The following is a 13,777-nucleotide window of genomic DNA, read 5'->3' as shown; positions in this document are numbered from 1 at the left end:
CTGGGTTCCCAGCGGCTGGCCAGCATCGACTGATTGATCCGACACCGGCTCCACGTATCGAGCGAGGTGACGTCATGAGTATTTTTAGCCACTTCCAGCAACGTTTCGAGTCCACGCGGCAGGAGGAATACTCGCTGCAGGAATACCTCGAACTCTGCAAGCAGGACCGCAGCGCCTATGCATCGGCTGCGGAGCGTCTGTTGCTGGCCATCGGAGAACCGGAACTGCTGGACACCTCGACCAATTCGAGGCTCTCGCGGATCTTTTCCAACAAGGTGATTCGCCGCTATCCGGCCTTCGAAGACTTCCACGGGATGGAAGAATGCATCGACCAGATCGTGTCCTATTTCCGCCATGCCGCCCAAGGCCTGGAAGAGAAGAAGCAGATTCTCTATCTGCTCGGCCCGGTGGGTGGCGGTAAATCGTCCCTGGCCGAGAAACTCAAGCAACTGATCGAAAAAGTGCCCTTCTATGCCATCAAGGGCTCGCCAGTGTTCGAATCGCCCCTGGGGCTATTCAACGCCACCGAGGACGGCGCGATTCTCGAGGAGGATTTCGGCATCCCACGTCGGTACCTCAACACCATCATGTCGCCATGGGCGACCAAGCGCCTGGCCGAGTTCGGTGGCGATATCAGCCAGTTCCGGGTGGTCAAGCTCTACCCATCGATCCTCAACCAGATCGCGGTGGCCAAGACCGAACCCGGAGATGAAAACAACCAGGACATTTCGGCACTGGTGGGCAAGGTCGATATCCGCAAGCTGGAAGAATTCCCACAGAACGACGCCGACGCCTACAGCTACTCGGGTGCATTGTGCCGGGCCAACCAGGGCCTGATGGAATTCGTCGAGATGTTCAAGGCGCCGATCAAAGTGCTGCACCCCTTGCTGACCGCCACCCAGGAAGGCAACTACAACAGCACCGAGGGCCTTGGAGCGATTCCGTTCAGCGGCATCCTGCTTGCCCACTCCAACGAGTCGGAATGGCATACCTTCCGCAACAACAAGAACAACGAAGCCTTCATCGACCGGATTTACATCGTCAAGGTGCCGTACTGCCTGCGTGTCACCGATGAGGTGAAGATCTACGACAAGCTCCTGTTCAACAGCTCCCTGTCCAAGGCCCATTGCGCTCCGGACACACTGAAGATGCTGGCGCAGTTCACCGTGCTGTCGCGCCTCAAGGAGCCGGAGAACTCCAACATCTATTCCAAGATGCGGGTGTACGACGGTGAAAACCTCAAGGACACCGATCCGAAGGCCAAGTCGATCCAGGAATACCGTGACAACGCCGGTGTCGACGAAGGGATGAACGGGCTGTCCACACGCTTCGCGTTCAAGATCCTGTCCAAGGTCTTCAACTTCGACCCCCACGAGATTGCCGCCAACCCGGTACACCTGCTGTACGTGCTGGAACAGCAGATCGAGCAGGAGCAATTCCAGGCCGAAACCCGTGAACGCTATCTGCGTTTTCTCAAGGAATACCTGGCGCCGCGTTATATCGAATTCATTGGCAAGGAAATCCAGACCGCTTACCTGGAGTCCTACAGCGAATACGGCCAGAACATCTTCGACCGCTACGTGCTGTACGCAGACTTCTGGATCCAGGACCAGGAATATCGCGATCCGGAAACCGGTGAAATCCTTAATCGCGTTGCGCTCAACGAGGAGTTGGAAAAGATCGAGAAACCCGCAGGCATCAGCAATCCGAAGGATTTCCGCAACGAAATCGTCAACTTCGTGTTACGCGCCCGGGCCAACAACAACGGCAAGAATCCGACCTGGCTCAGCTATGAAAAGCTGCGAGTGGTCATCGAGAAGAAAATGTTCTCCAACACCGAGGATCTGTTGCCGGTCATCAGCTTCAATGCCAAGGCCAGCAAGGAGGACCAGCAAAAACACAACGACTTCGTCACACGCATGGTTGAACGTGGCTACACAGACAAACAGGTACGACTGCTCTCCGAGTGGTATCTGCGGGTCCGGAAATCGCAGTGAAGCAGTGAAGCAGCGGCAGGCTTCAAGCCACGAGCTGCAGGGGCGCTCTACGCCCTTGCGCTCCCGGCTTGCAGCCTGAAGCTGAGAACTTGAAGCTGCCCGGAGGGCTCCTCATGAGCTACGTGATCGACCGACGCCTCAATGGCAAGAACAAGAGCACGGTGAACCGCCAGCGGTTTCTGCGACGTTACCGTGACCATATCAAGAAGGCCGTCGAAGAGGCGGTCAGCCGCCGCTCCATTACCGACATGGAGCACGGTGAACAGATCAGCATTCCCGGCCGCGATATCGACGAGCCGGTGCTTCATCATGGGCGCGGCGGCAAGCAGACTGTCGTGCACCCTGGCAACAAGGAATTTACCAGCGGCGAGCATATCCCCCGTCCACCGGGTGGAGGCGGCGGCCGAGGCCCCGGCAAGGCCGGAAACTCGGGCGAAGGCATGGACGAGTTCGTCTTCCAGATCACTCAGGAAGAATTCCTCGAATTCATGTTCGAGGACCTGGAGCTGCCGAATCTCGTCAAACGCAACCTGACCGGCACGGACACCTTCAAGACCGTGCGCGCCGGTATCAGCAACGAGGGCAATCCATCGCGGATCAACATCATCCGCACCCTGCGTTCGGCCCACGCCCGGCGCATCGCGCTGTCCGGCAGCAGCAGGACGAAACTGCGGGAGGTGAAGGAAGAACTGGCCCGCTTGAAACGCGAAGAACCCGACAACTTCGGCGATATTCAAGAACTGGAGGCGGAAATCGAGAAACTCAGCGCGCGCATTCACCGCGTACCGTTCCTCGACACCTTTGACCTGAAATACAACCTCTTGGTCAAGCAGCCCAATCCCAGCTCGAAGGCAGTGATGTTCTGCCTGATGGACGTCTCCGGCTCCATGACCCAGGCCACCAAGGACATCGCCAAGCGCTTCTTCATCCTCCTGTACCTGTTTCTCAAACGGAACTACGACAAGATCGATGTAGTGTTCATCCGCCACCACACCAGCGCCAGGGAAGTGGATGAAGAGGAGTTCTTCTATTCCAGGGAGACCGGCGGCACCATCGTCTCCAGCGCCCTGAAGCTGATGCAGGAGATCATGGCCGAACGCTACCCGGCCAATGAATGGAACATCTACGCAGCCCAGGCGTCCGACGGTGACAACTGGAACGACGACTCGCCGATCTGCCGTGACATCCTGATCAACCAGATCATGCCGTTCGTCCAGTACTACACCTATGTGGAAATCACCCCGCGGGAGCACCAGGCCCTGTGGTACGAATACGAACGCATCGCCGAAGCCTTTTCCGACACATTTGCCCAACAGCAATTGGTCTCGGCCGGGGATATCTACCCGGTCTTCCGTGAACTCTTCCAGCGCAGGTTAGTGACATGACCGCCAAAAAAGAGCAGAAACGCCAGCCAATCTCCACCGGCTCCGAATGGACGTTCGAGCTGATCCAGGCCTACGACCGCGAAATCAGCCGTATCGCGGATCGTTATGCCCTCGACACCTACCCCAACCAGATCGAGGTGATCACCGCCGAACAGATGATGGACGCCTACGCGTCAGTCGGCATGCCGCTGGGTTATCACCACTGGTCCTACGGCAAGCATTTTCTGAGCACCGAGAAATCCTACACTCGTGGCCAGATGGGGCTGGCCTACGAGATCGTGATCAACTCCGATCCATGCATCGCCTACCTGATGGAAGAAAACACTATCTGCATGCAGGCGCTGGTGGTGGCACACGCCTGCTATGGCCATAACAGCTTCTTCAAGGGCAATTACCTGTTCCGCACGTGGACCGATGCCAGCTCGATCATCGATTACCTGGTGTTCGCCAAGCAGTACATCATGCAATGCGAGGAACGCCATGGCATCGACGCGGTGGAGGACCTCCTGGACTCCTGCCATGCCTTGATGAACTACGGGGTGGACCGCTACAAAAGGCCATATCCGATCTCTGCCGAAGAAGAACGTCGACGCCAGAAGGACCGCGAAGAACACCTGCAGAAGCAGATCAACGACCTGTGGCGGACCATTCCCAAGGGCGCCGACAAGTACAGCGAGAAGGACAACGCACGCTTCCCGGCCGAACCCCAGGAAAACATTCTCTACTTCATCGAAAAGCACGCACCGCTGCTGGAACCGTGGCAACGGGAAATCGTGCGCATCGTGCGCAAGATTGCCCAGTATTTCTATCCACAGCGCCAGACGCAGGTCATGAACGAAGGCTGGGCCACGTTCTGGCACTACACCCTGATGAACGACCTGTACGACGAAGGGCTGGTTACCGACGGCTTCATGATGGAATTCCTGACTTCTCATACGAGCGTGGTGTTCCAGCCTGGTTTCGACAGCCCCTACTACAGCGGCATCAACCCTTACGCACTGGGCTTTGCCATGTACCGCGATATCCGCCGCATGTGCGAGAACCCCACCGAAGAGGACCGTCGCTGGTTCCCTGAAATTGCCGGTTCGGACTGGCTGTCCACCCTGAAGTTCGCCATGAGCAGCTTCAAGGACGAGAGCTTCATCCTGCAATACCTCTCGCCCAAGGTGATCCGCGACATGAAGCTGTTCAGCATCCTCGATGATGATCAGAAGGATGACCTGGTGGTGCCCGCCATCCACGATGAAAGTGGCTATCGGATCATCCGTGAGACCCTGGCTGCGCAGTACAACCTGGGTAATCGCGAACCCAACGTGCAGATCTACAGCATCGACCGTCGAGGAGACCGCTCGCTGACCCTGCGCCATCAGGCACACAACCGTAAACCGCTGGGCGATTCGACCGATGAAGTGCTCAAGCACCTGCACCGCCTATGGGGCTTCGACATCCACCTGGAAACCCTGCAGGGTGACCAGGTAATGAAAACCCACCACGTACCACCCAGGAGCGAGCAAACCGAGGGGGACTACGGCCGCCTGGACCTGGCTGTCATTCATCTTTGATTTCGTTTTCCACCTCCGAAGACCGGGCGCAAGGGTTATCCTGTCGGGTCAACGGAGGTTTTTTATGCAGATCTATAAAGTCGGCGGCGCGGTGCGCGATCGCTTGCTGGGCATTCCCGTCACGGACATCGACCGGGTCGTGGTGGGAGCCACCGCCGAGGAAATGCTCGCCAAGGGATTTCGTCCCGTGGGGGCTGACTTCCCAGTCTTCCTGGATCCGAAAACGGGAGAGGAATACGCCCTCGCCCGCACCGAACGCAAAAACGGCCGCGGCTATGGCGGCTTCGTGTTCCACGCCAGCCCGGACGTGACGCTCGAGCAAGACCTGATTCGCCGGGACCTGACTATCAACGCCATGGCCGAGGACGATAACGGCCATGTGTTCGACCCCTACCACGGCCAGCGCGACCTCGAAGCTCGGGTGCTCCGTCACGTTTCCCCCGCATTCGCCGAGGACCCTCTCCGAGTCCTGCGAGTGGCCCGCTTTGCCGCACGCTATGCCCCGCTGGGCTTCAAAGTGGCGGACGAAACTCTCGAGCTGATGCGCCAGCTAAGCGAATCCGGAGAGTTGGAGGCATTGACGGCCGAGCGTAGTTGGAAGGAAATTTCCCGCGCGCTCATGGAACATCAGCCTCAGGTATTCATCCAGGTGTTGCGCGACTGCACGGCCCTCAGGGTCCTGATGCCCGAGGTGGACGCGCTGTTTGGCGTACCGCAGCCTGAGGCCCATCATCCGGAAATCGATACCGGCGCGCACACGTTGAGCGTGCTGGAGCAGGCCGCTCGGCACCGACAACCACTGACGGTCCGCTGGGCATGCCTGTTACACGACCTGGGAAAAGGACTTACGCCCGAACACGAATGGCCAAGACACATCGCCCATGAACACAAGGGGCTGAAGCCGATCAAAGCGCTCAACGAGCGCTTCAAGGCGCCACGCGATTGCCAGGAACTGGCGCTGCTGGTTGGGCAATACCATACCCATGGCCATCGCGCGCTTGAATTGAAAGCGTCCACCTTGCTCGAGCTGTTGCAGAGTTTCGACGTTTACCGCCGACCACAACGCTTCGAGGAATTCATTGCCGCCTGTGAAATGGATGCGCGGGGGCGCAAAGGGCTGGAAGACAGAAGTTATCCACAGGCGGATTACCTGCGGGGCGCAGCAGCCGCTGCCCGTGGAGTGGCGGTGCAACCATTGCTGGAAAAAGGCTTCAAGGGGCCGGAGCTGGGTGAGGCGATCAAGCGCGAGCGTCTCAAGGCATTGAAAGCCTACAAGGAAGCGGCGAGCTGAAGGAAGCGTGATGGCAAGTTGGATTGGCCCTGCATAAGCCATCTATCGCAATCAGGCGCGCTCCCCACGGTGGATCTCGCTTGAACACCTGACCGATATCATCCGAGAAGATCGGTGTGGGAGCGTGCGGACGATAACGACGTTCGCTTCACAGCATGGTCGACGGCGTAAGCTGCTGGCCTCGCCATTCGAAAGCCACCGGTGCCAGTACCTGATCGATCTGGGCTTCCTCCCACAGAGCGGCGAAGCTCTTGCCTACGCCCGGATGTATCCGATCCGGCGCCATCAGCGATAAAGGCCACAAGACGAAGGCGTTCTTGAGGATTTCCGCGCGCGGCAGGATCAGCCCGTCGAAGTTGCCCACCTGCTCGCCATACAACAACACGTCGATATCCAGCGGCAGCCCCTTGCGATCCGGCGCATAACGACCATTGTCCGCCTCGATGAACTTGAGACGACGATCCAGCTCCATCAGCGGCAGATCCGTGAAGGCCGACACGACAAAATTGAAGAATGGCCCGCTCTTGATGCCCACTGGCTGGCTTTCGAACACTGCCGAACAGCGAATGTCCACCAGGAAGCCCGCAAGGGCTTCAAGCCCGGCTCGCAAATGGGCTTCACGCTCGATATTGCTGCCGAGCCCGAGAAAAACCTGTGTCAGCGACATCCGCGCTCGATCTCCACGCCAACGCCGCTGGCCGCCGGAACGGCACCAGGCTTGGTGACCTTCAGACGCAGCCAGGTAATCTTGAACTCGTCCATCAGCTCCTGGGCCAAGCGTTCGGCAAACGTCTCGACCAGCTGGAACCGGGCCTGTCCGGCAAATGCCTGGATGCGTGACGATACGCTGGCGTAATCGAGTGCAAGGCTCAGGTCATCGCCGGCAGCGGCCGGACGATTATCCCAGGCGAAACTCAGATCAAGCCGCAGGCACTGTCGGATGTCTCGCTCCCAGTCGTAGGCACCAATTACCGTGTCGACTTCCAGGCCCTCGATAAACACTCTGTCCAAGCACTCTTCTCCGCAGCACGACAAGGGCGCAATGCGCCGTTAGAATCAGGGCGTCCTCGCCCGGAATAGTTAGCATGTTTTGGTTACTGGCGATCCTCGCCTACCTGCTCGGCTCGCTGTCCTTCGCCATTTTGCTCAGCCGCCTGACGGGTCGCCCCGATCCGCGAACGAGTGGTTCAGGCAATGCCGGTGCCACCAACATGCTGCGCCTGGCCGGACGCAAGCTTGCCATCCTGACCCTGCTCGGCGACCTCTGCAAAGGTCTTGTACCGGTCCTGATCGCCAGCCTTGCAGGGCTTTCCCTGGAGCAACAGGCCTGGATCGGTGTCTGCGCGGTCATCGGCCACCTGTTCCCGCTGTACTTCCGCTTTCGCGGCGGCAAGGGTGTCGCCACCGCCGCCGGGATGTTGCTGGGTCTCTACCCGCCCGCCGCCTTGCTGGCCGTTTCGGCCTGGCTACTGATGTTCTACCTGACCCGCACCAGCTCACTGGCCGCACTGATCGCCACACCATTGACCCTGCCGCTGCTGGCCTGGCAGGAACCGGCGGCCCTGTTGCCCATGACAGCGCTCGTGGCGCTGATCGTCTGGCGCCATCGGGGCAATCTACGCGACCTCTTCGCCGGGCGCGAACGGCATTTTTAAATGACGCTTCACAGGGGCGACAACTGCTCCATGGGCCAGCGCGCCTGCACGCTGATCGCAAGACTTTCCTGCTGGCCGGCCTGCAGTCGCTGGCATCCAGCAAAAGCGATCATCGCGCCGTTATCGGTGCAGAACTGCGGCCGCGCGTAGTAAACGTCGCCCTTCATGTCGCCGAGCATTTTCTCCAACGAGAGCCGCAAGGCCTTGTTCGCACTGACTCCACCGGCGATCACCAGGCGCTTGAGCCCGGCCTGCTTCAGGGCGCGCTTGCACTTGATGGTCAAAGTCTCCACCACGGCCTGCTGGAACGCCAGCGCGATGTCGCAACGGGCTTGCTCACTGTCGTCCCCGGCGCCAACGCATTGTTGCCAGGTATTCAAGGCAAAGGTCTTCAAGCCGCTGAAACTGAAATCCAGTCCGGGTCGGTCGCACATCGGGCGCGGGAAAACGAAACGCCCCTCCACGCCCTGAGCCGCAAGCCGGGCGATTTCAGGGCCGCCAGGATAATTCAGGCCCATCATCTTCGCGGTCTTGTCGAAAGCCTCACCGGCCGCGTCGTCCAGGGATTCGCCCAACAGCTCGTATCGACCGATGCCGTCGACCCGGACCAACTGCGTATGACCGCCGGAGACCAACAAAGCGACGAACGGAAACTCCGGCGGCTGCGCCTCCAGCATCGGCGCCAGCAGGTGGCCTTCCATATGATGCACACCCAGGGCCGGCACCCCCCAGGCAAAGGCCAGTGCCTGGGCGCATGAGGCGCCCACCAGCAAGGCCCCCACCAGGCCGGGACCGGCGGTGTAGGCCACGGCGTCGATCTCGGTTGGGGCGCAGTCGGCTTCGGCCAGGACCTGGCGAATCAAGGGCAGCATGCGCTTGACATGATCACGGGACGCCAGCTCCGGCACCACGCCACCATAGGCACGATGCAGATCGATCTGGCTGAACAGCGCATCGGCCAGCAGGCCGCGTTCGCTGTCGTAAAGCGCGACGCCGGTTTCGTCGCAGGAAGTTTCTAATCCCAGTACTAGCATGGGTTTGCGCCTTGTGGAGGCTGAATTCGAAGGCGCGCATAATAGTCGCCGCGTGGTGCCCCGACCAGCGGTTTTCGATCAGAGGCTTTGCATTCCGAGCGTTGAGGGGTTAACATCCGCAACCCTTAAAAACCGACGTCTTCAAGTGCTCTTTTGCCGCGAGGATGTTGACCCCGGTAATGAATGAAGGTAGCTCTGGATGCCAGCCGTCAAAGTAAAAGAGAACGAACCCTTCGACGTAGCTCTGCGTCGTTTCAAGCGCTCCTGCGAAAAAGCCGGTGTTCTGGCTGAAGTTCGTAGCCGCGAATTCTACGAGAAGCCGACTTCCGAGCGTAAGCGCAAAGCAGCAGCTGCTGTTAAGCGTCACGCCAAGAAAGTTCAGCGCGAACAGCGCCGCGCCGTACGTCTGTACTGATACACAGACGTTCGTAGCAAGCTTCTGCCAAGCCCGGCCCTCAAGCCGGGCTTATGGCATTTGCGGAACAACGCTTGAGTTTCATCGTCAAAGCCGCAGACGCGACCGAGACAACTGCTTTACCGCGTCAGACCTGGCTTTTTGGCCAGCGGTGCACGTCTCTCCTGACGAGCCTTCCGAGGCTACTGACGAGCACACCCTGATTCCTCTAACGACGATCAGCCCAAGGCACCTGCTTGCGTGCCCGCTCCATGAGCTATCCGAGGCCTGACCGGCCGTTACCGGACTCAGCGCAATATTATTCAGACCGTCGAATACTGACAGTAATTAACGTCAGTGGATTATCGGCAGATACACTTCCCGACAGCAATGACGCAGATGACCCGGTCGAGCCACCGCTTCAACAGTGCCTCTAGATCTTGAACCGGTTGCGCCTGCCGATTTCGGGGCCTTATTTCACGCAGTGACGACGAGAACGCCATGGCCGGGTTGATTCCCCAGAGCTTTATTGACGACCTCCTGAACCGCACCGACATTGTCGACGTGGTCAGCTCTCGCCTGCAGATGAAGAAAGCCGGCAAGAACTACACTGCCTGCTGCCCGTTCCACAAAGAAAAGACCCCTTCCTTCAGCGTCAGTCCCGACAAGCAGTTCTACTATTGCTTCGGCTGCGGTGCTGGCGGCAATGCCCTCGGCTTCATCATGGACCACGACAACCTGGATTTCCCCCAGGCGGTCGAAGAACTGGCCAAAGCCGCTGGCATGGAGATTCCTCGGGAGGAAAGCGGTCGAGCGCGCAAGCCGCGTCAACCAACGGATTCACCGCTGTACCCCTTGCTGACCGCCGCGGCCGACTTCTACCGCCAGGCCCTCAAAAGCCATCCGGCTCGCAAGGCCGCCGTGGATTACCTCAAGGGCCGCGGCCTGACTGGCGAAATCGCCCGGGACTTCGGCCTCGGCTTCGCCCCGCCCGGCTGGGACAACCTGTACAAGCACTTGAGCAGCGACACGCTCCAGCAGCGCGCCATGATCGACGCGGGCCTGCTGATCGAGAATGCCGAGACCGGCAAGCGCTACGACCGTTTCCGCGATCGGGTAATGTTTCCGATCCGTGATACTCGGGGACGAATCATCGCCTTTGGGGGCCGTGTCCTGGGCGACGACAAGCCCAAGTACCTGAACTCGCCGGAAACTCCGGTATTCCATAAGGGCCAGGAGCTCTATGGCCTGTATGAGGCGCGCAAGAACAATCGCAACCTCGACGAGATCATTGTCGTGGAAGGTTACATGGACGTTATCGCCCTGGCTCAGCAAGGCCTGCGCAATGCCGTGGCGACCCTGGGAACAGCCACCAGCGAAGAGCACATGAAACGCCTCTTTCGCGTGGTGCCCAGTGTGCTGTTCTGCTTCGACGGCGACCAGGCCGGCCGCAATGCCGCCTGGCGCGCACTGGAAGCGACATTGCCGAGCCTGCAGGATGGCCGCCGGGCGCGCTTTCTGTTTCTACCCGAGGGAGAGGACCCGGACACCCTGGTGCGTTCCGAAGGGACCGACGCCTTCCGCGCCAGGATCAACCAGCACGCACAACCATTGGCCGATTATTTTTTCCAGCAGTTGACCGAAGAAGCCGATCCGCGCTCCCTCGAAGGCAAGGCCCACATGGTCACGCTTGCAGCGCCGTTGATCGACAAGGTACCCGGCGCCAACCTGCGTACGCTGATGCGCCAGCGGCTTACCGAAATCACCGGGCTCAGTAGCGAGACCGTCAGTCAGATGGCCCACAGCGTCCCACAGGAGGCGCCACCGGCTTATGACCCAGGCATCGATTACGACGCGATGCCGGATTTCGCCGACTATCATCAACCTCAACAGGACTACGCGCCGCAACAGGAATGGACGCCGAAGAAAACCGGCAGCGGCGGCAAGAAATGGGACAAGAAACCCTGGGACAAGAACGGCAAGCGCGGTGATCGCGACCAGCCACGTGCCCCGCGCGTGCCGGCCGCCGTCGAACCTCCGACGCTGGCCGCCCTGCGCACCCTGCTGCATCACCCGCAACTGGCCGAAAAGGTCGAGGATGCGGGGCACTTCGCCGCCGAGGACCACAGCAACACGCAATTACTGGTCGCACTCCTTGAAGCCGTGCAGAAGAACCCCCGGTTGAACTCCTTCCAGTTAATCGCACGGTGGCACGGTACGGAGCAGGGGCGCTTGTTGAAGGCCTTGGCCGAAAAGGAATGGCTGATTGATGGAGATAACCTTGAACAACAGTTTTTCGACACCATTACTAGCTTGTCCGCCCGCCAACGCGAGCGAAACCTGGAGCAACTTCTGCGAAAAGCTCGTCAGAGCGAGTTGACCAGCGAAGAGAAAAACCAATTGCGCGACTTACTCAGCCGCAATGTTTGCGCATCAAACCCGACCTCAACTGGCGCGTGAGGTCACAGCTCAGGTATAATCCTCGGCTTGTTTTTTGCCCGCCAAGACCTTCAGTGGATAGGGTGTTATGTCCGGAAAAGCGCAACAGCAGTCTCGTATCAAAGAGTTGATCCTATTGGGTCGTGAGCAGGGCTACCTGACTTACGCGGAGGTCAACGACCACCTGCCGGAGGATATTTCAGATCCGGAACAGGTGGAAGACATCATCCGCATGATCAACGACATGGGGATCAACGTATTCGAGGTTGCGCCAGATAAGGATGCCCTTATGCTGGCCGACGCCGATACCGACGAGGCGGCCGCGGAAGAAGCGGCAGCAGCGTTGGCGGCGGTCGAGACCGACATTGGTCGCACCACCGACCCCGTGCGCATGTACATGCGTGAAATGGGTACGGTAGAACTCCTCACACGCGAGGGCGAGATCGAAATCGCCAAGCGTATTGAAGAAGGCATCCGCGAAGTGATGGGCGCAATCGCGCACTTCCCTGGCACGGTTGACCATATTCTCTCCGAGTACACCCGCGTCACCACCGAAGGTGGTCGACTGTCCGACGTCCTGAGCGGCTATATCGACCCGGATGACGGCACCACGCCGCCCGCCGCCGAAGTACCGCCCCCCCTGGACGCGAAAGTCGACAAGGCCGACGACGACAGTGATGACGAGGACGCCGAAGCCAGCGAAGACGAGGAAGAGGCCGAAAGCGGTCCCGATCCGGTCATCGCCGCACAGCGTTTCGGCGCCGTGGCCGAGCAGATGGAAATCACTCGCAAGGCGCTGAAAAAGCACGGGCGTGACAACAAGCAGGCGATTGCCGAGCTGTTGGCGCTGGCTGAGCTGTTCATGCCGATCAAGCTGGTGCCCAAGCAATTCGAAGGCCTGGTCGAACGTGTTCGCAGTGCCCTGGATCGCCTGCGTCAGCAAGAGCGCGCGATCATGCAGCTGTGCGTTCGCGATGCCCGCATGCCGCGTGCCGACTTCCTGCGTCAGTTCCCTGGCCACGAAGTCGACGAGAGCTGGACCGATGCCCTGGCCAAAGGCAAGACCAAATACGCTGAAGCCATTGCCCGCCTGCAACCGGACATTATCCGTTGCCAGCAGAAATTGAGCGCGCTGGAGGCCGAAACCGGCCTGAGCATCGCCGAGATCAAGGACATCAACCGTCGCATGTCGATCGGTGAGGCCAAGGCCCGCCGCGCGAAGAAAGAGATGGTCGAAGCGAACCTTCGTCTGGTGATTTCCATCGCCAAGAAGTACACCAACCGCGGCCTGCAATTCCTCGACCTGATCCAGGAAGGCAACATCGGCCTGATGAAGGCAGTGGACAAGTTCGAATACCGTCGCGGCTACAAGTTCTCGACCTATGCCACCTGGTGGATCCGTCAGGCGATCACCCGCTCGATCGCCGACCAGGCCCGCACCATCCGTATCCCGGTGCACATGATCGAGACGATCAACAAGCTCAACCGCATTTCCCGGCAGATGTTGCAGGAAATGGGTCGCGAACCGACCCCGGAAGAGCTGGGCGAACGCATGGAAATGCCTGAGGACAAGATCCGCAAGGTACTGAAGATCGCCAAAGAGCCGATCTCCATGGAAACGCCGATCGGTGACGACGAAGACTCCCATCTGGGTGATTTCATCGAAGACTCCACCATGCAGTCTCCGATCGATGTCGCCACCGTCGAGAGTCTCAAGGAAGCGACTCGCGAGGTACTCTCCGGCCTCACCGCCCGTGAAGCCAAGGTACTGCGCATGCGCTTCGGGATCGACATGAATACCGACCACACCCTTGAGGAGGTCGGTAAGCAGTTCGACGTGACCCGTGAGCGGATTCGCCAGATCGAAGCCAAGGCGTTGCGCAAGTTGCGCCACCCGACGCGAAGCGAGCACCTGCGCTCCTTCCTCGACGAGTGACCCTGGAAAACCCCGGCCCTGCCGGGGTTTTTTTCATGTGCAGATAAATCCCCTCCGTTACACCCCCTACCCTGTTGCCCGTCT

At 59.6% G+C, this 13,777-nt stretch carries 11 protein-coding genes; 8 read left to right on the top strand and 3 right to left on the bottom strand.

The features are described from left to right. Window positions 1-74 precede the first annotated feature (74 nt). The 4 genes from BT179_RS22695 (at window position 75) to BT179_RS22680 (ending at window position 6,235) form a co-directional block, all read left to right on the top strand. Entirely contained in the window at window positions 75-1,997 is a 1,923-nt protein-coding gene (locus tag BT179_RS22695; protein WP_072389720.1) for a PrkA family serine protein kinase, read from the top strand. 113 nt (window positions 1,998-2,110) lie between these two features. Then, window positions 2,111-3,382, top strand: coding sequence for a YeaH/YhbH family protein (locus tag BT179_RS22690; RefSeq protein ID WP_072389725.1), 1,272 nt, complete (start codon window positions 2,111-2,113; stop codon window positions 3,380-3,382). Beyond that, the gene (locus BT179_RS22685; protein WP_072431958.1) at window positions 3,379-4,944 is read left to right on the top strand and encodes a SpoVR family protein; all 1,566 of its coding nucleotides are present in this window, start codon (window positions 3,379-3,381) and stop codon (window positions 4,942-4,944) included. Before BT179_RS22690 ends, BT179_RS22685 begins: the two co-directional genes overlap by 4 nt. A gap of 64 nt (window positions 4,945-5,008) precedes the next feature. Beyond that, a complete protein-coding gene (locus BT179_RS22680) occupies window positions 5,009-6,235 on the top strand; it encodes a multifunctional CCA addition/repair protein (RefSeq protein ID WP_072431957.1) in 1,227 nt (408 codons plus the stop codon). 148 nt (window positions 6,236-6,383) lie between these two features. Here BT179_RS22680 and folK read toward each other — a convergent pair whose 3' ends face one another. Then, window positions 6,384-6,902: a 2-amino-4-hydroxy-6-hydroxymethyldihydropteridine diphosphokinase gene (gene folK / locus BT179_RS22675; protein WP_072389736.1), complete on the bottom strand. Its 519-nt coding sequence runs from the start codon at window positions 6,900-6,902 to the stop codon at window positions 6,384-6,386. After that, window positions 6,893-7,246, bottom strand: a complete 354-nt coding sequence (folB, locus tag BT179_RS22670; protein WP_072389739.1) for a dihydroneopterin aldolase — start codon at window positions 7,244-7,246, stop codon at window positions 6,893-6,895. The genes folK and folB overlap by 10 nt, the downstream gene beginning before the upstream one ends. Before the next feature lie 74 nt (window positions 7,247-7,320). On the opposite strand from folB, the gene plsY reads away from it, so the two are divergent. Further along, window positions 7,321-7,890 carry a glycerol-3-phosphate 1-O-acyltransferase PlsY gene (plsY, locus tag BT179_RS22665; protein ID WP_072389742.1) on the top strand — a complete coding sequence of 190 codons (570 nt, stop codon included), beginning with the start codon at window positions 7,321-7,323 and terminating at the stop codon, window positions 7,888-7,890. 8 nt (window positions 7,891-7,898) lie between these two features. Here the strand turns inward: plsY and tsaD are convergent, their stop codons facing one another. Next, window positions 7,899-8,924, bottom strand: coding sequence for a tRNA (adenosine(37)-N6)-threonylcarbamoyltransferase complex transferase subunit TsaD (gene tsaD / locus BT179_RS22660; RefSeq protein ID WP_072431956.1), 1,026 nt, complete (start codon window positions 8,922-8,924; stop codon window positions 7,899-7,901). A 199-nt stretch (window positions 8,925-9,123) separates the two neighbouring features. Between tsaD and rpsU the strand changes: the two genes are divergently transcribed. From rpsU to rpoD, 3 genes are all read left to right on the top strand, one after another. Further along, window positions 9,124-9,339, top strand: coding sequence for a 30S ribosomal protein S21 (gene rpsU / locus BT179_RS22655; protein WP_002551877.1), 216 nt, complete (start codon window positions 9,124-9,126; stop codon window positions 9,337-9,339). Between the two features lie 480 nt (window positions 9,340-9,819). Next, complete coding sequence (gene dnaG / locus BT179_RS22650) at window positions 9,820-11,778, top strand: DNA primase (RefSeq protein WP_072389749.1); 1,959 nt, start codon at window positions 9,820-9,822, stop codon at window positions 11,776-11,778. Between the two features lie 67 nt (window positions 11,779-11,845). Then, on the top strand, window positions 11,846-13,693 hold the full coding sequence (rpoD, locus tag BT179_RS22645) for an RNA polymerase sigma factor RpoD (RefSeq protein WP_072389752.1): 1,848 nt from the start codon (window positions 11,846-11,848) through the stop codon (window positions 13,691-13,693). Window positions 13,694-13,777: the final 84 nt, after the last annotated feature.

The organism is Pseudomonas sp. NFACC43, from assembly GCF_900119645.1.
In the GTDB taxonomy this organism is placed as follows: Bacteria; Pseudomonadota; Gammaproteobacteria; order Pseudomonadales; family Pseudomonadaceae; genus Aquipseudomonas.
Note: the sequence above shows the minus strand (reverse complement) of the source record. Positions and strands in the feature narration are given on the sequence as shown.